The sequence below is a fragment of the Microbispora hainanensis genome, assembly GCF_036186745.1.
Classification (GTDB): domain Bacteria; phylum Actinomycetota; class Actinomycetes; order Streptosporangiales; family Streptosporangiaceae; genus Microbispora.
This window is the reverse complement of sequence record NZ_CP108086.1, coordinates 2,402,503-2,425,643: the sequence shown is the minus strand read 5'-3', so window position 1 is coordinate 2,425,643 and position 23,141 is coordinate 2,402,503. Positions and strand designations below refer to the sequence as shown.

The window sequence follows — 23,141 nt, the reverse complement described above, 5'->3', positions numbered from 1 at the left end:
GCGAAGACACCCCTGCGGTTACAGGCTTTCGCCCATGAACCCGCCGTACCGCCTGCTCAGGGGGCGTACGGCCCCTCGTCCGGCCCCACCTCCGGCCCGGCCGCTCAGCGCGGGAGGCGTTGCGGCTCGGCCTCCGGCCCGATGCCGAGCCGGGCGGCCCGCACGGCGTGCTCCTCCTCCGGCGACAGCGGCTGCAGCCCCTTCCCCCCGCGTACGGCACGGGCGTACGTGCGGGTCTCGGTGCGTCCGTTGATGGACGTCAGCACGACGCCGTCGCCGAAGCCGTTGATGAGCGCGAGCGAGAACGACAGCCTGCCGGTCATCTCGTCGAGCGCGTCATAGCGATAGAGCGCCACGTCGCGGATGGCCCTGCTGTCCACCGGGCCGTCGGCGGCCCGCCGGTCGAGGGCGTCCAGGCACACCCCCACGGAACGGCGGGCGGTGCGCAGCGCGATCAGGCCGACGGCCACGCCGGTCACTCCCGCCAGCACAGCCACTATCTCCACAACGGTAACCAGCACGGCACCGAGCGTAATGTTTTGGTCAACTCGCCGCAGCGGGAACGGCGACAGCGGCCCGCCGCCGGGGCAGCCACGAGCCGAGGAGCCAGACCAGGCCGATCGCGCCGAGCCCGAAGGCGTTCTGCACGATCTTGCCCACGACCGGGCTGAGCACGGGGATCTCCAGCGCCTTGAGCGTCACCCCCCACCACGGTATGGGCAGCACGTAGTAGAGCCATACGCCCACCGCGACCAGCAGCCTGACCCGGTCGCGCCCCGACCCGGCGAGGGCCGCGAGCACGACCACGACCCAGGCGATGTGGTGGATCCAGGCCACCGGCGAGAGCAGCACCGCCATCAGCCCGGTGAGCGCCACCGCCGTCATCATGTCGCCGTCCAGGTGTGCCCGGCGGGCGCGGCGGAAGCCGTACCAGCCGATCACGGCGACGGCGGCGAGCCAGATCACGGTGGTCAGCCGGCCGGGCAGGTAGAGCCGCAGCAGCATGCCGCGCAGCGACTGGTTGGTGGTGGCGGCGTTCGCGCCCAGGCGCTCGGAGTCGAGCAGCGCCCCGAACCAGAAGTCCCGGGCGTCGTCGAACATCACCAGGAACGGCAGCAGCGTGAGCAGGGCCGCCGTGAACACCGCCATGCACAGGGCCCGGCGCTGCGCTGTGCTTCCGTGGCGCTGCCTTGTGTCCCCCTCCCGGGCGGGGAAGGCGGTGATCGCCAGATAGACGAGGAACACCCCGGGGGTGAGCTTCACCGCCGTGGCGAGGCCGATCAGCATGCCGCGCGGCCACCACGGTCTGCGCGCCACGCAGTCGAGCAGGCACAACGCCATGAGGAACAGGTCCACCTGACCGAACCTGAACTGGTCCCTGATCGGCATGAGATAGGTGCACGCGGCGGACAGCACCGCGAACACCAGCGGCGCGGCCAGGGGCCCGCGCAGGCGGCCCAAGAAAGAGCCGCCCAGGAAAGAGCCGCTCAGAAAAGAGCCGCCCAGGAAAGAGTCACGCAGGAAGGAGCCGCTCACGCCGCCCGGGGCGGCGTCGCGTACGCCGTCCAGGAAGGCGCGGAAGGCGTGCCGGACCGTCACGGCGAGCACGGTGACGAGAGCGATCGTCCACACCCACTGCGCGACCGGCCACGACATCATGGCGAGCGGCACCGCCAGCATCGCGGCCACCGGCGGATAGGTGAACGGCAGCAGTTGGGGAGCCGGCGTGATCACGTCATAGACGGGCAGGCCCTGCAGCAGTGCCCAGCCACCCGTACGGTAGACGTCCAGGTCCACCAGACGCTGGTCCTCGGGATTGGTCAGCCAGTAGGCGATGAGCGGCGACGCCGCGGCGGCCAGTGCCACCAGGGCGAGCGCCCACGCCCACGCGGGCCGCCGGGCCCCGGCTATCCGGCCAGTCGTCATGACCAGGCAGGCTACCGTGGACCGTGTCCGCACCGTTATCGATCATGAGGGAGCGCGGAACAGTGCGTGGCAGGCCCGCGAGGCTCCTCGCGTCCATCCTGGTGCTCGTCGTGGCGGCCCTCGTCCTGCCCGTCGCCCCCGCGTCGGCCGTACGGCAGGCCGCCCCGGTGACGGGCCGGGTGGTGGTGATCGGGGTGCCCGGCCTGCGCTGGGACGATCTCGACGCGCGGCGGACCCCCGCGCTGTGGGGGCTGGCCGCCCGCGGCTCCAGCGCGTCGCTGTCCACGAGGGCGGTCCCTCCCGAGGGGCTGCCGGTCACCTGCCCGGCCGCCGGCTGGCTGACGGTCTCCGCGGGCCAGCGGGCGGGGACTCCCGGCCCCAGCTGCGCGCCCCTTCCCGAGCCTGTCACCACCGCCGACGGCGGCGCGACGATCCCGGGCTGGTCCGAGCTGGTCGCCGTGCAGCAGGCCGGGCCCTTCAAGGCCAGGCTCGGGCTGCTCGCCGACACCGTGACCACCGCCGGGGGAAAGATCGCGGCCATCGGCCCGGGGGCCGCCCTGGCCGCCGCCGACCGTTCCGGCAGGGTCGCGACGTACGCCGCCTCCCCGGCCGCGCTGCCCGACCTCACGCCGTACGCCCTCGTGGTCGCCGAGGCGGGGGAGATCACCAAGGCCTGGGCCGACGACTCGCGTGGCCAGGCCCGGCGGGAGGCCGTGAGCACGGCCGACAGGACCGTCGCCGAGGTGCTCGCCAAGGTGCCCGCCGGTTCGACCGTGCTCGTGGCGGGGCTGTCCGATTCCGGGTCGATCGCCCACCTGCACGTCGCCATCGCCTCCGGCGGGCCGTACGGGCACGGGTCGCTGACCGCCGCCTCGACCCGCCAGCAGGCGCTCGTCACGATCACCGACGTCACGACGACGGTCACCCACCTGCTCGGCCTCCCCACGCCCGAGGGCGCGGTCGGCCGGGCGTGGTCCGGGGACGGCGGCGCGCCCTCGGTGACCGAGCTCGCCGACGCCGACCTGGCGAGCCAGGTGCTCAGGGAGGTCAGGGAGCCGTTCTTCATCACGCTGGTCGCCGCGCAACTGCTCTTCTACGGCCTGGCCGCGCTCGTGATCAGGCGTTATCGGCGCATGCCGACGACCACGCGGGTCGTCGCGACGGTCAGCGGCGCACTTCCGGTGTCGATCTTCCTGGCGCAGCTCGTGCCGTGGTGGGGCTTCGCCCACCCGATGCCCGCCCTGCTCGGCACGATCCTCGGCTTCGCCGTCCTGGTGGCCGGGCTCGCGTACGCCGGGCCGTGGCGCCGCCACGTGCTGGGGCCGCCCGCCGTGGTCGCCGGGGTCAGCTCGCTCGCGCTGCTCGCCGACGTGGTGACGGGCTCGCGGCTGCAGGTGAACGCGGTGGCCGGCTACGAACCCGTGACCGGCGGCAGGTTCTACGGCTTCGGCAACATGGCCTTCGCCGTCTATTCGACCGGCACGATCCTGCTCCTGGCCGCCGTCGCCTGCGCCCTGCGCCGCCGGCCGAGGCTCGCCGTGGCCGTCTGCGTGGCGTACGGCCTGCTCGCGATCGCCGGGGACGGCTGGCCGACGTGGGGCGCGGACTTCGGCGGGGTGCCGTCGTTCGTCCTGGGCGTGGCGGTGTGCATGCTGATGGTCACGGGCAGGCGGGTGTCGGTCGTCCGGCTCGGGCTGATCGCCGTCGCGGGCGTCGTGCTCATCGCGCTGATCGCGGTGGCCGACTATCTGCGCCCCGCCGACCGGCGCACCCACCTCGGGGCGTTCGTCCAGCAGATCATCGGTGGCGAGGGCGGCTCGGTGGTCGGACGCAAGCTCGGGGCGATGCTCCACACGCTGGGCAACCTCCCGCTGACGCTGCTGTCGCTGGTCGCGGTGGCGTTCCTGTTCCTCGTGCTGGCCCGGCCGTCCCGGTGGGGCGCGCCCGCGCTCAGCCTGGCCTACGAGCGGGCGCCGCAGTTGCGGGCCGGGCTGTTCGGCGCGCTGACCGCGGCGTTCGCCGGGTTCCTGATCAACGACTCGGGGATCGCGATCCCGGCGATGGCCCTGACGGTCGCGGTGCCGCTGGCGCTCGCGGCGTCCGTGCACGCGCTGCAGACCGCGCCGCCCACCACAGCAGCGCGATCGTCAGCGCCAGCAGGAGCGACGGCGCCACCCAGCCCCTGACCACGTCGACGAGCCACCGCAGGTCGCTCGGCTGGTCCGCCTGGCGCGCGGGCAGGTAGGCCAGCGAGAGCACGGCGAGCCGGGCGACCAGGAACGCCTCCAGGCCCGGCCAGGCGACCAGGGCCAGCAGTGCGAAGCCCAGCCCGTCATACCAGGGCAGCGCGTACGGCGTGGCGAACAGCCAGGCCACGGCGACGGCCAGGGCCACCACCGGTCCCTCACGGCCGGCGGCGGGACGGCCGCGCAGCAGGAGGACGACCAGCACGGCCAGCAGGAGCAGCGAACCGGCCTGGATCCACGCCCGATAGGCCCCCGGCCCGAACAGCCCCTGGAGCGCCCTCTGGGCCAGCTTCCACGGCGTGGCGAGCGAGACCGACTTGCTGGCGTTCAGCAACTGGTCGAGCGAGTGCGGCCCGGCCAGCAGATAGGCCACGAGCACGGTCAGCGCCGCCAGCCCGGCGACCAGGGCGAGCCGCCGGGGGCTCCGGCGCAGCTCCCACGCCGTGCCCAGCGCCACCACGCCCACGGTGGCCTTGACCGCGACGCCGAGGCCGAGCAGCACGCCCCGGCGGGCGACCAGGCCCGCCACGACGAACGCGATCGCCACGGTGTCGAGGTGCATCCCGGCCACCAGCTCGTAGACGAGCAGCGGGTTGGCCGTCCACAGCAGGGCCGCGCGGCGCTGCCGTACGGGGTCGCCCGCGGTGTCCCGGTGGAGCAGCAGGCCGGTGGCGACGAAGGCGGCGGCGTTGACCAGGGCCATCACGAAGACCGTCAGCCGGACCGAGTCGCCCCCGACATGGCTCGCGAGCGCTTGCACGGCCGTGGCGACCGGGCCGTACAGGCTGGGGGTGTTCCGCCACTCCTCCACCCTGCCGATGACCGGATCGGCGGGCAGGTCGGCGGGCACGGTCGCGTACGGGTCGTAACCGAGGGCCGCCATCCGGCCGTACGCCGCGTAGTTGAGGTGGTCGGCCGACCCGGAGGGCGGCAGGAAAGCGAGGACCGCGGCGGCGACGCACCCGGCGACGAGCAGCGTGCGCGCCCGAGGCGATCCGCCGGGGTACGCGAGGCCGAGGGCCAGGCCGGCCGTGCCGAGGACGAGCGCGGCGGCGGCCAGCGCGACGACGAGATGACCGCCGGGGGCGAGATCGAGCGAGTAGGGGGGCTGCCACGACGGTCCGGGCAGCCTGGGGACCATCGCCGACGGCCCGAGGACGCCGATTGTGATCGTGAGGACGATCGACAGGCCGCCGGCGGCCGGGGCCAGCCGGGCGGCGATCCCTGCGCGCCCCCGCGAATCCACCCGAGAATTCCACCACACCGCCCCGGCGACGCGTACGGGCTCGCCTCGGCCGCCGGGCGCGGGACACCCACCCCGAGCTCGGCCGATAGCGGGCCTGGTGGCGGGGCCCAGCAGCAGAGGCTCGGCGGAGTCAGGGCCCGGCAGCAGAGCCCGGCGCGCCGCGCGACGGCAACCGCCCGGCAAAGGCACTCAGCGGCGGCGCCCAGCGGCATGGCCCACCAGCAGGGGCCGACAGCCGCGCTCGGTGGCGGGGCTCTGCGGCGAGCTCGGTGGCAGGGCTCAGCGGCGGGGCGGGCGGAGGGCGGAGCGCGCCTGGTCCACGGCGGGCTCGCGGGCGGCGAGGGCCAGGCCGACGTCGCGAAGCTGCTTGGCCCTGTGCAGTTGGGAGCGCCAGTCGGTGCCGGTCGCGCGGTGCGACATCTCGACCTCGGCCTCGACCACCCGGAAGCCCTTCCTGAGCAGGTCGACGGTCATGCCGGTCTCGACGCCGAAGCCGTGCGCGAGCGGCCGGGCCGCCTCGAAGGCCGCCCGGGTGAGACACCGCTGCCCGTTGAGCGGCTGGGTGGCCTCCCAGCCGGTGAGCCTCTTGATCCCGTCACGGGCCACCCGTACGACGATGCCGTGCCCGCCGAGCTTGACCCTGGTCGCGAACTTCGCGATGGTCATGTCGGCCTCACCGGCCCGCACCGGCTCGATCAGGGGGAGGGCGGCCGCAGCCGTCTCGCCCAGGTCGGCGTCGAGGAACAACAGGTGCCGGGGCTGGTCCTCGTCCAGGAGGCGTACGGCCTCGGCGCCGCTCTCCATCGCCGCCGCCTTGCCCCGGTTGCGGCTGTGCCGTACGACCCGGGCGCCCGCCGCCCTGGCCACCCGGCCGGTCTCGTCGGACGAGCCGTCGTCGACCACGACCACGAGATCCACGCCGGGCAGCTTCAGGGCGGCGGTCACGGTGACGCCGATCCGGTCGGCCTCGTCCTTCGCCGGGATCACCACCGCGGTGTCCGGCTCGGGCACTGCCATCTCCCCCATGCGCCTAGCCCTGATGCTCGGCCGTGAGCAGATCGGCGGGCACCGTGTCGTGCACGGTGAACACCGAGTCCAGGCCGGTGACCTGGAGAATCTTGCGTACCGCCGGTCTCGGCGCCGCCACCTCCAGCGTGCCGCCCCGCTCGCGCAGCCGTTTGAGCGCCGACAGCAGCACGTTCATGCCCGTGGAGTCGCAGAACTCGACTCCGGACATGTCGATGACCACCCGGTCGGGCCCGGTCTCCAGCAGGCGGGTGAACTCCGCCTGCAGCCGGGGCGCGGTATATAGGTCGATTTCGCCGAAGACGGCCATGACGGCCTGACCGGCGTGGGATTGCGTCGCGACTTTGAGCTCCACGAGGCGCACACTAGCGTCGTACCGGCCTCGGGTCACGCTCCATCGGATTCATCGAAGAGTCGTCCGCCCTTTGTCCCCGATTCCGGCCCCATGTAAACGCCGAGTGCGCGAAGCTTGACGCTATGCGACACCGGCGTCGCCGGATGGAGGGCCCGGAACCTCCGCGTCTTGGTCGTCACTTCGCAAAGGAGGGCGGGCGCCGAGCACAGCGGGCCCGAGAGCAGATGAACAGTGAGATTCCCGAGGATCCACAGCGGCGCGTGCTGCGCGAGCATCTGGAGACCATCCAGGTGCGCACGGAGAAGGCCTCGTCGTGGCGCGACGCGGCCGAGCCGCTGCGCGGCCTGGTCAACCGCGAGGGGTACGTCCCGGTCAGCGCCCGGCTGGCCGCGGAGGACCTCGACTTCCTCGCCGAAGCGCGCGAGGAGCTGCTGAGCTTCTCCGAGCTCGGCCTCCGGCTGCTCGATCTGCACCAGCCCAGAGACGCGGGCGGCATCTCCAGCGACCCGGCCAATCCGATCCTGCGATGCCGGAGCTGCATGTGGCGCTGGCCATGCCCCACATTCCGGGCCATGGCGGAGGCGTTCACCCCGCGCCAGCGGGAGGCCGCGCCCGACATCCCCTCCTGGCGCGGCCAGCTGGAGCACCAGACCGAGGTGTGACCTGGACGGCGCGGCGCCGGACCTCGCCGTGCCGCGCCCGCGTGAACCGAGCCGCGGCGCGCCGTACCGCGCGCTTCCGAGCTGTGCTGCGCGGCTCCGAGCGGTGCCGCGCCGTCCCGAGCTGCGCTTTCGCGCGCGGAACCGGCGACGCCAAGAGTCACCGAAGTGGTCATTAAGTATTCGCCATGGAGGCGTTCCTACCGTCCTCTGCGTAAGGGCCGGCGCCCCGAGACGGGCGCCGGCCGACACAGGAGAGGACCGCGGTGCCCGGGTGTCGAAGGGCTCGCCGGGTCCCGGATGGGAAGATCGTCATGAAGCTGGTCTACAAGATCCTGGCCTCGCTCGTCGCAGCCGAGGTCGCAGTGCAGGCGATGATGGTCGTGCTCGGCGACGCCGGGCTGTTCAAGTACGTCGAGCAGGGCGGGGTCATCGACAAGGCGAGCGCGGAGAGCGGCGGCATCGAGTTCCCCGAGTTCTTCGCCTTCATGGTCCACGGCATGAACGGGATGATGGTCATCCCCGCGATCGCGCTGTTCCTGCTGGTCGGCTCGTTCTTCACGAAGGTCCCCGGAGCGGTCAGGGGAGCCGCCCTCGTGGTCGTGCTCGTCGCGGTCCAGATCACCCTGGGCCTCCTCGGTCACCAGATCCCCGCCCTGGGCGCCCTGCACGGTCTGAACGCGCTGCTGCTGTTCAGCGCGGCCGTCCACGCCGCACTCCGCGGACGCCGGGCGGCGGCGGACGCGACCACCCGGCCCCACGCCCGTGTCGAGACCGTCGTCTGACGGACATCGCACATGGAAGGCAACCGTCGTCGCGGCGCCCGCCTCCGGCTCGCCCTGGCGGGCGCCGCGGCCATCTCCCTGCTCGGCCCACTGGCCTGGATGTGGCAGGACAGCCTGATGCCCGGCGCGTACTCCGTCATGGACATGGGGTACGCGGACTACGGCGGCGCGCTCACGCACATGGCCGCGGACGCCTCCGCAGAGCACGCCGCGCACGCAGAACAGCACACGCACGCGGAGCACACCGCCCACGCAGAACAGCACACGCACGCGGAGCACACCGCGCACGCAGAACAGCACACGCACGGAGAGCACACCGCGCACGGGGAACATGACGACCAGAGCGCCCATGGGAAGGACGGCGGCCACCCGGAGCACTCGGCGTCGGCGCGCACCCTGACGTCGCTGACGGCCGACCCGGACCGCCCCGCCGACGTCGCCATCACCCTGGTCGCGCGCAAGCAGCGGTTCCGGCTCGCCACCGGCCGCTCCGTGGACGGCTACACGCTGAACGGCACCTCGCCCGGCCCGGTCATCCACGCGACCCTCGGGCAGTTGGTGCAGGTCCGTCTGGTCAACGAGTCGGTGCCGGACGGCATCACGCTGCACTGGCACGGCGTCGACGTGCCCAACGCGGCGGACGGGGTCGCCGGCGTCACCCAGGACGCGGTCGGCGTGGGCCGGTCCTTCACCTACCGGTTCGTCGCCGACCAGGCCGGCACGTTCTGGTATCACTCCCACCAGGTGTCCCACGAGCAGGTGCGCCGCGGCCTGCTCGGCGCCCTCGTGGTGACCCCTGCGGCACGCCCGGCGGCGGGCACGGCCGACGTCGTGGCGTTGCTGCACCTCTACGACGGGGCCCGCACGATCAACGGACAGGAGGGGGACGTCCACGCCGAGGCACGTCCCGGCGAACGGGTGCGCGTACGGGTGATCAACACGGAGAACGGCCAGACGCCCGTATGGGTCGGCGGCGCCCCGTTCCGGCTCGTCGCCGTCGACGGGACGGACCTGCACGAGCCCGCTCCCGTACGGGACACCGCCGTGATGGTCACGGCGGGCGGCCGGGCCGACATCGAGGTGACCATGCCCGAGGACGGCTCGCCGGTGCGGGTGCACATCGGCGGCCCGGCGGGCGTCGTGCTCGGTTCGCGGTCGTACGACCTGCCCGCCGTCCCCCGGCCCGCGACCTCGCTCGACCTGCTCTCGTACGGCACGCGGGCGCCGCTCGGGTTCGACCCGGACCGGCCCGACCGGCGGTTCGGCTACGAGATCGGGCGCCGCCCGGGCTTCCTGGACGGACGCCCCGGCATCTGGTGGACGATCAACGGCCACACGTTCCCCGATGTGCCGATGTTCGTCGTCGCGGAGGGCGACGTGGTGCGCGTACGCATCGTCAACGACAGCGGTGAGCCCCACCCTATGCACCTGCACGGCCACCACGCCGTGGTGCTCGCCCGCGACGGCGTGCGCGCGACGGGCAGCCCGTGGTGGGTGGACTCGCTCGAAGTCGGCTCCGGCGAGTCGTACGACATCGCCTTCGTCGCCGACAACCCGGGCATCTGGATGGACCACTGCCACAACCTGCCGCACGCCACGGAGGGTCTCGTCGCCCACCTCATGTACGAGGGGATCACCACACCCTTCACCATGGGCGGGACTGCCGGAAACGAGCCGGAGTGACTCCCGGCCGGTGCGGGGGCCCGGCCGATGCGAGCACCCCGCTCAAGCGGGCTCCTGCCGACGCGGGGCGCGGCTGAAGCGAATCTGCTCGCAACCGAGCCCGGTTCGCGACTCAGGCGGAGAGGCGCCAGGCCGGCCGGTGTCGAACCGACGCCGGGGGCGGGGCGTCCAGGCTCAAGCGCCGACGTGCGCCAGGCCGCCAGGGCAAAGGCGTCGGCGTGCGGCAGGCCGTCAGGCCGTCAGGCCGTCAGGCCGTCAGGCCGTCAGGCCAGGGGCAGTGTGATCGTGAAGACGCAGCCGGGCCCCTCGTTGACCACGCCGATCTCGCCGTTGTGGGCGTCCACGATGCCGCGCGCGATCGCGAGGCCGAGCCCGGCGCCGCCGTCGGGACCGGGCGTCCGAGCCGCCTCGCCCCGGAACGCCACGTCGAAGACCCTGGGGAGGTCCGCCTCCGGGATGCCGCCGCAACCGTCCAGCACGGACAGGCGGGCGGTCGTCCCCTCCGCGACCGCCCGCACGTCGACCGTCCCCCCGGCGGGCGTGTGGCGGATGGCGTTCACCACGAGGTTGCGTACGGCCCGGCCGAGCTGCCCGGCGTCCGCGTACACCGGGAGGCGCGGGTCCGCCTCGCCGGTCAGGTGTACGCCCTGCGCGCGGGCCAGCGGTTCGACGGCGGCGAGGGTGTCCGCGACGAGGTCGCCGAGCCCCGTGCGGGTGAGCCTGGGTTGCAGCGTGCCCGCGTGGATGCGCGACAGCTCGAACAGGTCCTCCACCATGCCGGCGAGCCGGTCGACCTCCACCCTGATCTGGACGTGGTAGCGCTTGACGGTCTCGGGGTCGTCGGCCACCCCGTCCTCCAGGGCCTCCACCATCGCTCGCATGCCCGCGAGGGGAGTGCGCAGGTCGTGGCTCACCCACGCGACCAGCTCGCGCCGCGCGCTCTCCAGCGCCCGCTCGCGTTCGTGCCCCAGCCGCAGCCGCTCGTACGCCTGCTCAAGCGCGGTGCTGATCTTCTGCAGCTCGGCGGGGAGCGGCGCGGGCGGCGGGGTGAACAGGCCGGAGGGCGGCACGCTCTCCAGCGCGTCGACGAGGCTCCTGCTGGCGCGCACCACTGTGCGGGCGTTCACCAGCGCGACGCCGAGGCCCACCAGGCCGCCGATGGCGACGACGCTGAGCACGATGTCCTTCGGCCCCCCGTCGATGATCATGGCGAGGGTGATGGCGACCACCCCGGCCAGCGTCGCGGCGACCGTCACGGCCGCGACGACCGCGAGCATCACGCCGATGGAGTGGCGGCGCAGCACCCGCAGCAGCGCCAGGCCGAGGGCCGCGATGACGAGGCCGAGCCCGGCGGCGACCGCGACGATCTGGACGATCACGGCAGGGGCTCGTATCGATAGCCGACGCCCCAGACAGTGACGATCCTGCGCGGATCGGTGGGATCGTCCTCGATCTTCTCCCGGAGCCTGCGCACGTGCACCGTCACCGTGGAGGAGTCGCCGAACGACCAGCCCCAGACCTGGTCGAGCAGGGCCGTACGGCTGAACGCCTGACGGGGGTTGCGCAGCAGATAGACGAGCAGGTCGAACTCCCGGGCGGTCAGCGTGATCTCCTTTCCGCCCAGGCGCACCTCGTGGGCGCCGACGTCCACCACGAGGTCGCCGTCGCGCAGCACGCCGGTGCCCGTCGGCACCAGGGCTCCGCGGGCCCGCCGCAGCACGGACTGCACTCGAAGGGCCAGCTCGCGCGGGCTGAACGGCTTGGCCACGTAGTCGTCGGCGCCGGTCTCCAGGCCGACCACCCGGTCCATCTCCTCGCCGAGCGCGGTCAGCATGATCACCGGGACGGGCCACCGCTCGCGCAGCTTGCGGCAGACCTGCAGGCCGTCGAGCTTGGGCAGCATCAGGTCGAGCACCATCAGGTCGGGCGGGTCTGCCAGGGCCCGCCGCAGCGCCTCGGCTCCGTCGCCCACGCACTCGACCTCGTGCCCGTCCCGCTCCAAATAACGGGCCACTACCTCGGCGACGGTGGGGTCGTCGTCCACCACGAGGACACGGGCGGGATTCTGAGGGCTCTTCGGGGCAGGCACGTCATAAACGGTACGTCCGCCGGGCCACCGTGGCCGAGCCACGTCACCGTCTCGTAAGAACCGGCCGCCCGTCACGCCGCAACCCGGCCGACGCCTCGTACGGACCTGCCGCCCGTCTCCCGAGAGCCGGCTGCGCGAGCGCTCGCGCGGTTCGCCGCCGGACCCCGCCGAAAGCCCGGTCGAACGCGATGATTCACGTGAAACCTTACGGATCATGGGGATGCGAACCGATTCTGGATCAAGCTCGCGGTTGTCGGTGGCACCGCGTACCTTGAAGCCATGGCCCGTACCATACTGACCGTACTGGGGATCCTCCTGGCCCTGTGGCTGGTGTTCGGATTCGTGATCCCCGCGCTGTTCGCGACGCTGAAGTTCCTGCTCATCATCGGGATCATCGCCCTCGTCGCCGTCGTCGTGGTCACCGTCGTCGGGAAGCTGTCCCGCTGACGTGAACGCTCTCCAGGCCGTCATCGAATCGCTCGTCTGGCTGCTGGCCGGGTCGGTCGCCGGGTCTTCGGGCCCCGGCGCGCTGACCGCGGCCGGCCTGGCCGGCGTGGCCGTTCTGGTGTTCGCCTGGATGCTCTCCCGGCTGACCGGCGTCCCCGTTCTGTCTCAGGGGCCGGGCAGGCCGTCGTACAACGGTGAGACGGCGATGGTCAGGCTGCGCGATCCCGGCACGCCTGGCCGTCCTCGTCCCCGCGCACCATCAGGAAGCCCAGCGCTCGCCTGACCGGTCTTCTCCGGTCACGAGCGCTTTCGTCATGCCCTCATTCATCGGCAGAAGGCCCCAGACGAAAGGCTTCCCATGTTCGACTTCGTGCTCGACCCCGCCTACCGGCTCATCGAGGCGCTCAGCCACGTCACCGGCGGCGGGCTCGCGATCGTTCTCGTCACCCTCGCCGTACGGCTCTCGCTGCTGCCGCTGAGCATCCGCGTCGCCCGTGCCCAGCGGATCAGGATGCGGCTCGCTCCCCAGGTGGACAAGCTCCGCAAGCGGTGGAAGAACGACCCGCAGCGGCTCCTGCGTGAGGTGAACGCCATATACGCCAAGGAGGGCGTCGGCCAGTTCACCGGTTATCTTCCGGGGTTCGCGCAGTCGCCGTTCTTCATGGTGACCTATCGGCTGTTCACGGCCGCCGTGATCGCGGGACATCCGAACCTGCTGCTGGCGCAGAGCGTGCTCGGCGTGCCGCTGGGGGAGCACCTCGCGGCCGCGGTCGCCGGGGCGGGCCTGGTCAGCCCACCGGTCGCGGTGTTCGCCGGGCTGCTCGCGCTGCTCGTGGTCGTGGCCGTGATCGCCGCCCGCAGGGTCGAGCCCACGGCTCCGATGCGACGCCTTCAGCTCCTCGCGCCGTTCTGGACCGTGGCCGTGGCGGCCTTCCTCCCGCTCGCGGCAGGCGTCTACCTGCTCGTGAGCAGCGCCTGGACGACGGCCGAGCGGGCCGTGCTCTATCCGCGCACGGCATAAAGCCGGGGAACACGGGGTCACGCCGGGGAGCTGGAATGCTCACGGCGTGACCCGTGACGACGCATACATGCCCGGGACGGCCGGGGACGCCGGCGGGGACGGCCTGCGGACGGGATCGCGGCATAACGACGGGAGCCCAGCACAATGCCGGGAGGCACACCGCGTCGGCAGGTGCGCAGTGCAGCGGCCACGGCAGGCAGTAGTGGGCGAGAGGCGCGGCGTAGCCGACCGGGGCCCGTCGTGGCGACGGGGGCAAGCCGTAGCGGGGGGCGGCGACGGGGGCAAGTCGGTAACCGGGGGTGACGGAGGGCGTGGTGGGCGGGGGTGTTTCAGACGACTTCGCGCAGTACGGGGGTTTCGGACATCTCGTGATGTCCGTTTCGGGCGGGCCATGAGGCGGGGACGACGGCCCAGACGGTGGTCGCCTCCTCGTCGTGCCTGACCCCCCAGCGCTCGGCCAGGTATTCGACGATGCCGAGTCCACGGCCGCCGAGGGACGACAGGGTCGGGCGGCCCGCACGGGGTTCCGTACACGCGCCTCCGTCGCTCACGGCCACCTCGACCTGGGTGTCCGAGCAGAGCCACGCCACTTTGAGCTGCCCGGACGGGAGAGGGTGGGCATGGCGCAGCGCGTTGCTCAGCAGTTCGCTCATGATCAGAACGACGTCGTCGACGGCCGAGGCGAGCAACCCCGCGTTCGAAAGATCGGCGCTGAGGCGCTGACGTGCGACGGCGACGCTCGACGGTGCGTACGGCAGCATCACGACGCTCGACGCACTCACCTCCCCGTTCCCCCCGTTTCTGCTGCACAAGCCAGTACGACCGAAATGCCCCGCTAACTCGGCCGGGAAACCGTGCCCCGGATCACAGCTTGTGCACATTGGACAATAGTTCAGTGCTTAAGTGGTGACGCCACGCTCCGATCTGTCTTATCAGGATGAAGATCCTGCGGAGTTCAACACCAGGCGCATCCGGGTTCCCCCACCCGATCGGGGCAGCGCGGCGACGTCTCCCCCCTGGGCGCGGGCGAGGTTGCGCACGATGTAGAGCCCGAGCCCGACCCCGCCGAACCTGCGCCGGTTGCCGCTGTCGGCCTGGACGAACCGCTCGAAGATCCGCTCCCGGTCGCCCTCCGCGATGCCCACTCCCTCGTCGTCCACCACCAGCACGACCCGGTCGTCCTCCGGCCACGCCTCGACCCGGATCAGGCCGCCGTCGGGGGAGTACTTGAACGCGTTCTCCAGCAACTGGGCGAGGAGGATGTCGGTGGCCAGAGCGTCCCCGTACACCAGGGGGAGATCGGGCGGGATGTCCACCTCCAGCCGGTGGCGGTCGGACAGGACCGGCAGTCCGAGCGTCGCCGCGCGCACCCGGGCGGCCAGATCGAAGGGCTCGACCCTGACCTTCAGCTCCTCCGCGCCGGCCCGCGCGCCGAGCAGCAGGTGGTCCATGAGCTGGCCGAGCGAGCGGGCCCGCTCGGCGATCGTGTGGACCGCCGACCGCCGTTCCTCGTCGGACAGGTGGTCCCACCGGGAGTCGAGCGTGCTGGCGAAGCCGTGCACGATCGTGATCGGCGTACGCAGCTCGTGGCTGGTGGTGGCGAGGAACAGGTCCTTGGCCTCCTCCAGCTCCTTGGCCCGGGTCACGTCACGGAAGTCGACGACGGTCTCGCCCGTCTCCCGGATCTCCGCGCACAGCACGTCGAGCCAGCGGCCGGACGGGAGCTGGAAGGTGAGCTTCTCCCCCGGCGCCGGCAGCGGGAAGGGCGGCGGCCCTCCGATGACCTGGTCCGCCGAGTGGCCGGTCAGCTCGGCCGCCGCGGGGTTCCACCGTACGACCGCGCCCGCGCCGTCCAGCACCGCGATGCCGTCGGCGCTGGCGTCGAAGACGGCCCGCTCGTGGGCGCGCTGCCGCACCGCCTCCTGGTACGCCATGGCGTTGGCGACCGCGATCCCGGCGTGCCCGGCGAGGAGTTCGAGAAGTTCGAGCTCCAGATGGCTCGCCTTGCGCCGGGCGAACAACGCGTAGAGCGCTCCATAAGGACGCCCGCCCACGGCGGCGATGCCGACGGCGATCGTGTGCAGGCCGGGCAGCCGCGCCCAGATCAGGTCCTGGAAGCCCTCGGGTCCGGTCTCCAGCAGCACGGTCTTGCCGGTGCGCAGCAGCTTGGCGACCAGGCTGGTGTGCAGCCCCGCGGTGGCCCCGCGCAGCGTCTCCGGCAACTGGTGGACGCCGACCAGGCGCAGCCGCTCCCCTTCGATGGACACGAAACCACCGGCGTCGGCGCCGGTCAGCTCGGTCAGGCTCGCGGCGATGCGGTCGAGCACGACGGGCAGGTCGAGCTCGGCGTTGATGTCGCCGACCACGTCGGTCAGCCGTCGCACCAGGCGGGCGCGGCGCACCATCCTGCCGTGCGCGGCGTCGTCGTCCTCGGCGGCGTGGTAGACGCTCACGTAGCCGAGCAGGGCGCCGGCCGGCGAGCTCAAGGCGCTCGTGTCCACCCGCAGATCGAGCAGCCGTCCGTCGCGGTGGAGGCGCTTGGTGGTCAGCGACACGCGACCGCCCGCGCGTACGCGTTCGAGCACGGCGTTGTGCTCGGCCATCAGCTCGTCGGGCACGATCGGGGCACGCCTGCCCAGCAGATCGGACGCGGGCCAGCCGAACAGCCGCTCGGCCGCCGCGTTCCAGCTCAGCACGGCCAGGTCGCGGTCGAGCGCGACGATCGCGTCGGGGGAGCCGGCCAGGACCGCACGCGCGAGGCCCTCCTCGGCGTCTCCGAGGATCACGTCGCCGAAAGCCGTATCGCCGAGAGCCGCGCCGCCCGACGCCACATCGCGCGACGCCGCGCCGCCCGACATCGCATCGCCCAACGCCACGCCGCCCAACGCCACGTCGCGCGACGCCGGGTCGCCGAGGGCCGCCTCTCCCGGCGTCGCGTCTTCCAGGATCGCGACGTCCGCAGCCACGGTGTCCGGGTCCGCGGCGCCCGCGTTCACCGGGTCCGGGACCGCGGGGGCGAGATCCGCCGCCCGGCCGTCCACGCTGCTGTCACCCACGTCCCCATCGTGCCTTCTTTCACCTTTTGATCTTGGCCTTTTCCGTCACCTCGCGACCGCTCCGATACGCTGCCAGCACGCAGAGAAGAGAAAGTGGGGCGCCCATGTCCACCGAGGACCTCGAGGCCCTGCTCCGCGTGACCTCGCCGGGCTACGTCGGCGTGGCCCCGCCCGAGGTCGCCTTCGGCACCATGGACGCGCCGGTGGGCCGTCTGGTCCTCGCGGTGACCGCCCGTGGCGTGCTGGCCTGCACCTACGAGGACGAGCACGAGGTCTTCGCCCGGGTCTCCCGCGCCGTCGGCTCGTTCATCGGGCCCGACCCGCGCCGCATCGATCCCCTGCGCAGAGAGCTGGACGCCTACTTCACGGGCAGGCTGCGCACCTTCTCCCTGTCCGTGGACCTGCGCCTGGTCACCGGCTTCAGCCGTACGGTGATCCAGCTCATGCCGGCCGTGCCGTACGGCAGCGTCACCACCTACCAGGAGATCGCCGAGCGGATCGGGCGGCCGCAGGCGCCCCGCGCGGTGGCCAACGCCCTGGCGGGCAACCCCGTCTGCGTGCTCCTGCCGTGCCACCGGGCGGTGGAGGGCCCCGGCTCGCTCGGCGGGTACGCCGGCGGCCCGGCGGCCAAGGAACACCTGCTCCGCCTGGAGGGCGCTCTCTAGGCCGAGCCGGGGACGGCCCGGGGTCAGGTGCGCCCGGCGGTCCAGACGGTGCGCTCGGTGCGTACGACGAGGTCATCGCGGTGCAGGACGCTGTGCGCGCTGGTGACGTCCAGGAGTTCGCCGAGGGCGGCGAGGTTCTCGGGGACGAGCGCGGGCACGGCGGCGACGCGGATGCGTCGCAGGCTGAGGTGGGCGTGGCGGCCGATGGCCCCGCTGCTATCACCCGCGATGCCTGCGACGCCTGCGGTGATGGCCACCGTCCACGGACCACGGCCTCGCAAACCTCTCCACGACGACGGGTGTGCGAAATTTTTCCGACGCGCCGTTGGTATGTTACCAACGGCGCGTCGGCAAATCGGGGCGCTCGTCGTCCTTGAATCCCTGCTTCTTAGGAGTGTCATGTTCCTGGCCTGGCGCGAGCTGGTCTTCGCCCGCGCACGCTTCGGCCTGATGGGCGGAGTCGTCGCCCTCATCGCGATCCTCGTCGTGCTGCTGTCAGGCCTGTCCTCCGGGCTCGTCAATGACGGCGTCTCCGGGCTCAAACGGTTGCCCGTCACCGCGTTCGCCTTCGCCGAGGGCACCAAGACCGACTCCGCCTTCTCCCGCAGCACCGTCAACGTGAACCTGGCCGAGCTGTGGAAGAGCCGCGACGACGTCGGCGACGCCGCGCCGTTCGGCACCATGCTGGTCAACGCCAAGGCCACGACCTCCGCCGGCGCGCAGGTGCCGGTCGACCTGGCCCTGTTCGGCGTCGATCCCGGCTCCTTCCTCGCACCCGCCGTCTCCGACGGCGCCGGACTCGGCGACCCCGACGGGATCGTGGTCAGCGAGACCGTCCTGGACGAGGGCGTGGCCATCGGCGACACCGTCGTCATCGACCGCCTGGGCACCCGGCTCAAGGTCGTCGGCACCACGGGCGACCAGCGCACCTTCGGGCACGTCGACGTGGCGTACCTGCCGCTGCGCACCTGGCAGCAGGTGCACGCCGGCGCCGGGCCGGGGGACGAGGTGCGCGACGGGGCGTACGAGGAGGCGACGGCCATCGCCCTGCGCGCCCGGGACGGAGACCGGATCGACCTGCCCGGCGGCGACGCCGCGGCGGGCACCACGAGCATGACGCTCGACGCGTCCTTCAGCGCTTCCCCCGGCTACTCCGCCGAGACCTCCACGCTCACGCTGATCCAGGTCTTCCTGTACGCCATCTCCGCGCTCGTCGTCGGGACGTTCTTCACTGTCTGGACGATCCAGCGCAAGCACGAACTCGCCGTCATACGCGCCATGGGCGCCTCGACCGGCTACCTCATGCGGGACACGCTGATCCAGGCGACCGTCATCCTGACCGTGTCCACCGCCGTGGGCTTCCTGCTGGGGGTGGGCGGCGGCAGCCTGCTCACCACGACCCCCATGCCGTTCCTGCTGGAGGTGGGGCCGCTCGTCCTCGCCGCCCTGCTCCTCATCGGCCTCGGCCTCGCCGGCGCCGTGGCGGCCGTGGGCCGCATCGTCCGCGTCGACCCGCTCGCCGCCCTGGGAGGGCAAAGATGACCACCAGTTCCACGTCCCCACGCCCGGACTCGCTCCGGTCCGGCACCCAGGAACGCGGCGGCCTGCTGATGGAGGGCGTCACCCTGACCCTCGGCGACGGCGACGCCACAGTCACCGCGCTCGACGACGTACACCTTGAGGTGGCGGCCGGCGAGTTCGTCGCCATCGTCGGGCCGTCCGGCTCCGGCAAGTCGAGCCTGCTCGCCGTCGCCGGCGCGCTCACCACACCGGACACCGGCCGGGTCCTGCTCGACGGCGTCGACATCACCCGGGCGAGCGCCCGCGAGAAGGCGCGGCACCGCCGCGAACGGATCGGGTTCGTCTTCCAGTCCGGCAACCTCATCCCGGCCCTCACCACGCTCGACCAGCTCCGCTTCGCGCTCGACGTGGCGGGCGTACGCCCGGCTGACGGTCACGACCCGCGAGAGCTGCTCGGCCGGGTGGGCATGAGGCACCGCGCCAAGCACCGCCCCCACCAGTTGTCCGGCGGCGAACGGCAGCGCGTGGGCATCGCCCGGGCACTCGTCACCCGTCCGGCCGTGCTGCTGGTGGACGAGCCGACGGCCGCGCTCGACCGCGCCCGCAGCGACGACATCGTCACGCTGCTCGCGCACGAGACGCACGAGTCCGGGGTCGCGACGATCATGGTCACCCACGATCACGATGTGCTCGGCCACTGCGATCGCGTCCTGTCGATGGTGGATGGGAGACTGTCGGAATAGGGCCGACCATGGCGGAGGGGAGCAGGTGCCACGCATTCGGGCGTCCACCGTCGCCGAGCATCGGGCCGCCCAGCACCGCGCGCTGCTCGACGCCGCCAGGGAGATCCTCGCGGAGACGGGCCGGCCGCCGACGCTGACCCGGGTCGCGGAGCGCGCCGGGCTGGCCCGGCCCAGTCTCTACCAGTACTTCCGGTCCTCCGAGGACCTGCTCAACGCGCTGGTGGAGGACGTCTTCCCCCGCTGGTCGGCCGAAGTCGCGGCGGCGATGGACGCCGCCGCGACCCCCGCCGACCGTGTGCTCGCCTACGTGCTGGCCAACTTCGAGCTGATCGGCGAGGGTGAGCACGCGCTGGCCACCGTCCTCGCGGAGGTCGCGCCGGGCGACACGGTCGCCGAGCAGAGCCGTGCCATGCACCGGCAGCTCCTGGAGCCGCTCGTGGAGGCGCTGCGCGATCTCGGCGTCTCCGCGGTGCCCGAGACCGCGGAGATGATCAATGCCATCGTGTTCGCCGGGTCCCGGTTGATCGAGTCCGGTACGGATGCGCAGATTGTCGGGGAGTCCGCACGGGCCCTGCTGGAGCCGTTCGTACGCACTGCGGACAGGAGCGGCCACCCGTCCTGAACCACCGGACCACGCCCTCGGACGACTCTCGCGGACGCCGATGAGGCTGTGCGCTCAGCGGCGAGACCGCAGGCGGCGGCCCGGGAGAGACAGCACGACGGTCGCCAGCCCGGCGACGAGGAACGCGGCGAGCGCGGCGTTCATCCAGGGCTGGTGGACGAACCCGATGGCGTCGCGGACCCTGGTCCAGATCCCGTCCCACCAGGCGACGGTCGGGGTGGAGGTCACGATCCAGTACGCCGCGAACCCGAGCACCCACGGCACGACCATGAGCCAGCGCGAGGGGGCGTCCTCGGCCGTGTTCCACCGGCCCCTGCCGCCGAGCAGGAAGTAGTCCACCACGAGCACGGAGAACATCGGCACGAACACCGCGCCGATCACGCTCAGGAACGCGCCGTAGGAGTTCACGTCGGCGAACAGCGCGATCAGCGTGGTGAGCACCCCGATCACGACCGAGATCACCCGGCGGTCCCAGCGCGGCGCGAGGTTCTGGATCGACACCGTCGTCGAGTAGACGTTCGCGAACGACTGGTCGGCCTCGCGCAGCACCAGGATGCCGAAGAACACGACTCCGAGAGGAGCGGCCACGAACGGGTCCCACACCTTGTCGCCGTCGTTGCCGACCAGGGCGAGCGCGGCGATGCCGAGGGCCAGGCAGGCCACCTGGGCGATCGTGTATCCGGCGACCACGCCGGTGAACGCCGCGCCGCTCGACCGCGAGTGCCTGGCGTAGTCGGCGGCCATCGGCACCCACGACACCGACAGCGCGATGACGTAGTCGACGGCGGGGGCGAAGGCGTCCCAGGAGCCACCCCCCACGGACGGCCCCTGCCGGAACAGGGCGATCGACAGCCAGATCATCGCGATCACCACGCCGGCGGTGACGTAGCGCCGCAGCAGCCGCAGCGCGCCGAGCGGCCGGATCGTCAGCGCGATCGTCAGCACGCCCGCCGCCACCGCCCACACCGCGTACGGCACCGCCGTGCCGAACAGCGCCTGCGCGCCGTTGGCGATGACCCACAGCTCGAAGGCGCCCCAGCCGAGCATCTGGATGATGTTCAGCACGGTCGGGATGTACGACAGCCGGGCCCCGAACAGACCCCGCAGCAGCACCATGGCGGGCCGCCCGGTGTGTACGCCGGGGATCGCGGCCAGGCCGACCATCGCCGTGCCGAGCAGGCTGCCGACGACGGCGGCGAGCACCGCCGCGGTGAACGTGAGCGGCTTGCCGCCCAGCGGGTCGAGCAGGAACAACGCCCCCGAGAAGCCGAGAAGGCTGACCCCGAGGTTGGCCCAGAACGCGCCCTGGTCGAGCAGCCCCAGGGTCCTCGGAGCCTCCTCGTCCAGAGTGAGGGGAACCTCCGCGTGCGCGTCGTCGACGACGGCAGAAGTCATCACACGCTCCCTACGCCGGCATTATCCGGACAGGTTCATGCGGTCGGCGGCACGAGTTCGATCCGCCCTCTCAGCCCGGTTTCGCCCGAGCTCCCGCGAGTTATTGATGATGTCTTGGGGATTATGACACTTATTTGACCGTTTTCCTACGCCACCCCCGCCCGTACGCGGTCGACGCCCGCGTCCGTGCACAAGCCACGCCCGCGCTCCCCACGCGACCGCCGCCGCCGTACGCGAGCGATACGCCCCGTGTCCACGCGACCGCAGCGCACCGTGTCCAAGCGACCGCCGCGCACCGTGTCCAAGCGACCGCCGCCCCGTCCGTACGCGATCGCCGCCCAGTCCCCAGACGACCGCCGTTTCCGTCGCTACGCGACGTAGGGCGTCTCTCCCGTCTCGCTCACCATGGGACGCCCGACCGCGGCCCAGGACCGCATGCCGCCGTCCACGTTCACGGCGTCGCGGCCGATGTGGTTGAGCCACATCGCGGCGTGCGCCGACCGGCCGCCGACTCGGCAGACCACGTACACCGGCCGGTCGTGCGGCACCTCATCCACCCGCGCCTGCAGCTCGCCGAGCGGGATGTGGACGGCGCCGGGCGCGTGGCCCGCCACCCACTCGTCTTTTTCGCGGACGTCCAGCAGGTACGCGTCCTCGGGCAGTGCCTCGGGGGCGATTTCCGGCAAAGTCATGCGCCCATTCTGACGGCACACCACCGATGCCCGGGCCCGTGCGGCGAGCTGTGACCCACGGTGATCCGCGGGCGCTACTTGAGCAGGCGCGACAACCGGCGGTCGGCCAGCGGCTTGCCGCCGGTCTGGCAGGTCGGGCAATACTGCAGCGACGAGTCGGCGAACGACACCTCCCTGATCGTGTCGCCGCACACCTCGCACGCCTCGCCCGTGCGGCCGTGCACGCGCAGGCCCGACTTCTTCTCCGACTTGAGGTCCTTGGCCGCCAGCCCCCTGGCCCGCCCGACGGCGTCGCGCAACGTGCTCACGATCGCGTCGTGCAGGTCGGCGACCTGGCCGTCGGTCAGCGTTCCGGCGATCTTGAAGGGGGACATCTTCGCGACGTGCAGCACCTCGTCGGAGTAGGCGTTGCCGATGCCCGCGATCACCTTCTGGTCGCGCAGCAGGCCCTTGATCTGCGTACGGCTGCCGCTCACGATCGTCTTGAGCAGGTCGGGCGTGAAGTCCTCCGACAGCGGGTCGGGTCCGAGGCCGGCGATGCCGGGAACGTCCTGGGGATCGCGCACCACGTAGACGGCCAGGCGTTTCTGTGTGCCCGCCTCGGTCAGCTCGAACCCGGGGGCGCGGCCGTCCTCGCCTGGTGACAGCCGCACCCGGACGGCGAGCGGGCCCTTGCCCGGCCGCACCGGTTTGGCGCCGGTGAGGTCGTCACGCCAGCGCAGCCAGCCGCCGCGGGCCAGATGGGTGACGAAGTGCAGGCCGTCGCAGTCGACGTCGAGGAACTTGCCGTGCCGCGCCACGCCGGTGACGAGCAGCCCGGCGAGCGCGGTGACAGGGGGATCGACGGTCTTGAGCGCCTGGAAGGCGGTCACGTCGACCCCGATGACGGCACGGCCGACGGAGTGCTCGCGGAGGAACTCGGCGAGCGCCTCGACCTCGGGCAGCTCCGGCATGCCCTCACACT

23 protein-coding genes and 1 riboswitch are annotated in these 23,141 nt (G+C 72.4%); of the genes, 10 read left to right on the top strand and 13 right to left on the bottom strand.

All coding sequences use genetic code 11. From position 1 onward, the window contains the following. Window positions 1–104: 104 nt before the first annotated feature. From OHB01_RS11255 to OHB01_RS11235, 5 genes are all read right to left on the bottom strand, one after another. Entirely contained in the window at window positions 105–521 is a 417-nt protein-coding gene (locus tag OHB01_RS11255; RefSeq protein WP_185949009.1) for a DUF4446 family protein, read from the bottom strand. A 22-nt stretch (window positions 522–543) separates the two neighbouring features. After that, window positions 544–1,926: a glycosyltransferase 87 family protein gene (locus tag OHB01_RS11250; RefSeq protein ID WP_328855306.1), complete on the bottom strand. Its 1,383-nt coding sequence runs from the start codon at window positions 1,924–1,926 to the stop codon at window positions 544–546. A 2,031-nt stretch (window positions 1,927–3,957) separates the two neighbouring features. Further along, window positions 3,958–5,418, bottom strand: a complete 1,461-nt coding sequence (gene mptB, locus OHB01_RS11245; RefSeq protein ID WP_328855305.1) for a polyprenol phosphomannose-dependent alpha 1,6 mannosyltransferase MptB — start codon at window positions 5,416–5,418, stop codon at window positions 3,958–3,960. A 279-nt stretch (window positions 5,419–5,697) separates the two neighbouring features. Next, window positions 5,698–6,444: a glycosyltransferase gene (locus OHB01_RS11240; RefSeq protein WP_142649192.1), complete on the bottom strand. Its 747-nt coding sequence runs from the start codon at window positions 6,442–6,444 to the stop codon at window positions 5,698–5,700. 4 nt (window positions 6,445–6,448) lie between these two features. Further along, window positions 6,449–6,799 (bottom strand): STAS domain-containing protein, encoded by a 351-nt coding sequence (locus tag OHB01_RS11235; RefSeq protein WP_030511009.1) that lies wholly within the window; start codon window positions 6,797–6,799, stop codon window positions 6,449–6,451. Window positions 6,800–7,023: 224 nt separating this feature from the next. On the opposite strand from OHB01_RS11235, the gene OHB01_RS11230 reads away from it, so the two are divergent. The 3 genes from OHB01_RS11230 (at window position 7,024) to OHB01_RS11220 (ending at window position 9,926) form a co-directional block, all read left to right on the top strand. Then, entirely contained in the window at window positions 7,024–7,461 is a 438-nt protein-coding gene (locus OHB01_RS11230) for a hypothetical protein (protein WP_240971657.1), read from the top strand. Window positions 7,462–7,772: 311 nt separating this feature from the next. After that, window positions 7,773–8,243 carry a hypothetical protein gene (locus OHB01_RS11225; RefSeq protein ID WP_142649191.1) on the top strand — a complete coding sequence of 157 codons (471 nt, stop codon included), beginning with the start codon at window positions 7,773–7,775 and terminating at the stop codon, window positions 8,241–8,243. A gap of 12 nt (window positions 8,244–8,255) precedes the next feature. After that, window positions 8,256–9,926 carry a multicopper oxidase domain-containing protein gene (locus tag OHB01_RS11220; RefSeq protein WP_328855304.1) on the top strand — a complete coding sequence of 557 codons (1,671 nt, stop codon included), beginning with the start codon at window positions 8,256–8,258 and terminating at the stop codon, window positions 9,924–9,926. A 263-nt stretch (window positions 9,927–10,189) separates the two neighbouring features. On the opposite strand, the gene OHB01_RS11215 is transcribed toward OHB01_RS11220, so the two are convergent. Continuing rightward, window positions 10,190–11,305, bottom strand: a complete 1,116-nt coding sequence (locus OHB01_RS11215; protein ID WP_260617362.1) for a sensor histidine kinase — start codon at window positions 11,303–11,305, stop codon at window positions 10,190–10,192. Then, entirely contained in the window at window positions 11,302–12,015 is a 714-nt protein-coding gene (locus tag OHB01_RS11210; RefSeq protein ID WP_142649190.1) for a response regulator transcription factor, read from the bottom strand. Before OHB01_RS11210 ends, OHB01_RS11215 begins: the two co-directional genes overlap by 4 nt. A 279-nt stretch (window positions 12,016–12,294) precedes the next feature. Between OHB01_RS11210 and OHB01_RS11205 the strand changes: the two genes are divergently transcribed. The 3 genes from OHB01_RS11205 to OHB01_RS11195 all read left to right on the top strand — a co-directional run bounded on the left by OHB01_RS11205 (window position 12,295) and on the right by OHB01_RS11195 (window position 13,483). Further along, window positions 12,295–12,462, top strand: coding sequence for a hypothetical protein (locus OHB01_RS11205; RefSeq protein WP_168066144.1), 168 nt, complete (start codon window positions 12,295–12,297; stop codon window positions 12,460–12,462). Between the two features lies 1 nt (window position 12,463). Continuing rightward, window positions 12,464–12,745 carry a DUF6412 domain-containing protein gene (locus OHB01_RS11200; protein WP_142649189.1) on the top strand — a complete coding sequence of 94 codons (282 nt, stop codon included), beginning with the start codon at window positions 12,464–12,466 and terminating at the stop codon, window positions 12,743–12,745. A gap of 75 nt (window positions 12,746–12,820) precedes the next feature. Continuing rightward, the gene (locus OHB01_RS11195; RefSeq protein ID WP_142649188.1) at window positions 12,821–13,483 is read left to right on the top strand and encodes a YidC/Oxa1 family membrane protein insertase; all 663 of its coding nucleotides are present in this window, start codon (window positions 12,821–12,823) and stop codon (window positions 13,481–13,483) included. Between the two features lie 329 nt (window positions 13,484–13,812). Here OHB01_RS11195 and OHB01_RS11190 read toward each other — a convergent pair whose 3' ends face one another. Both OHB01_RS11190 and OHB01_RS11185 read right to left on the bottom strand, forming a co-directional pair. Further along, window positions 13,813–14,265 (bottom strand): ATP-binding protein, encoded by a 453-nt coding sequence (locus OHB01_RS11190; protein ID WP_312845758.1) that lies wholly within the window; start codon window positions 14,263–14,265, stop codon window positions 13,813–13,815. Window positions 14,266–14,415: 150 nt separating this feature from the next. Beyond that, a complete protein-coding gene (locus OHB01_RS11185) occupies window positions 14,416–16,539 on the bottom strand; it encodes a PAS domain S-box protein (RefSeq protein WP_260617361.1) in 2,124 nt (707 codons plus the stop codon). Between the two features lie 104 nt (window positions 16,540–16,643). Here OHB01_RS11185 and OHB01_RS11180 point away from each other — a divergent pair, with 104 nt between their 5' ends. Further along, window positions 16,644–17,204 carry a methylated-DNA--[protein]-cysteine S-methyltransferase gene (locus OHB01_RS11180; RefSeq protein WP_142649187.1) on the top strand — a complete coding sequence of 187 codons (561 nt, stop codon included), beginning with the start codon at window positions 16,644–16,646 and terminating at the stop codon, window positions 17,202–17,204. 23 nt (window positions 17,205–17,227) lie between these two features. Here the strand turns inward: OHB01_RS11180 and OHB01_RS11175 are convergent, their stop codons facing one another. After that, window positions 17,228–17,461: a hypothetical protein gene (locus OHB01_RS11175; protein WP_142649186.1), complete on the bottom strand. Its 234-nt coding sequence runs from the start codon at window positions 17,459–17,461 to the stop codon at window positions 17,228–17,230. A 142-nt stretch (window positions 17,462–17,603) separates the two neighbouring features. Between OHB01_RS11175 and OHB01_RS11170 the strand changes: the two genes are divergently transcribed. Genes OHB01_RS11170 through OHB01_RS11160 form a run of 3 tightly spaced genes read left to right on the top strand, consistent with a single transcriptional unit; the run spans window position 17,604 to window position 20,090 of the window. Continuing rightward, window positions 17,604–18,746: an ABC transporter permease gene (locus OHB01_RS11170; RefSeq protein WP_142649185.1), complete on the top strand. Its 1,143-nt coding sequence runs from the start codon at window positions 17,604–17,606 to the stop codon at window positions 18,744–18,746. Further along, complete coding sequence (locus tag OHB01_RS11165; RefSeq protein ID WP_142649184.1) at window positions 18,743–19,468, top strand: ABC transporter ATP-binding protein; 726 nt, start codon at window positions 18,743–18,745, stop codon at window positions 19,466–19,468. The genes OHB01_RS11170 and OHB01_RS11165 overlap by 4 nt, the downstream gene beginning before the upstream one ends. A gap of 25 nt (window positions 19,469–19,493) precedes the next feature. Continuing rightward, window positions 19,494–20,090, top strand: a complete 597-nt coding sequence (locus tag OHB01_RS11160) for a TetR/AcrR family transcriptional regulator (RefSeq protein WP_142649183.1) — start codon at window positions 19,494–19,496, stop codon at window positions 20,088–20,090. Between the two features lie 54 nt (window positions 20,091–20,144). Here OHB01_RS11160 and OHB01_RS11155 read toward each other — a convergent pair whose 3' ends face one another. The 3 genes from OHB01_RS11155 to OHB01_RS11145 form a co-directional block, all read right to left on the bottom strand. After that, entirely contained in the window at window positions 20,145–21,485 is a 1,341-nt protein-coding gene (locus OHB01_RS11155; protein WP_142649182.1) for a purine-cytosine permease family protein, read from the bottom strand. After that, window positions 21,476–21,592: riboswitch (TPP riboswitch) on the bottom strand. (Overlaps the previous gene by 10 nt.) A 261-nt stretch (window positions 21,593–21,853) precedes the next feature. Beyond that, window positions 21,854–22,177: a rhodanese-like domain-containing protein gene (locus tag OHB01_RS11150; protein WP_142649181.1), complete on the bottom strand. Its 324-nt coding sequence runs from the start codon at window positions 22,175–22,177 to the stop codon at window positions 21,854–21,856. 74 nt (window positions 22,178–22,251) lie between these two features. Then, window positions 22,252–23,130 carry an Fpg/Nei family DNA glycosylase gene (locus tag OHB01_RS11145; RefSeq protein ID WP_142649180.1) on the bottom strand — a complete coding sequence of 293 codons (879 nt, stop codon included), beginning with the start codon at window positions 23,128–23,130 and terminating at the stop codon, window positions 22,252–22,254. Between the last annotated feature and the right edge of the window lie 11 nt (window positions 23,131–23,141).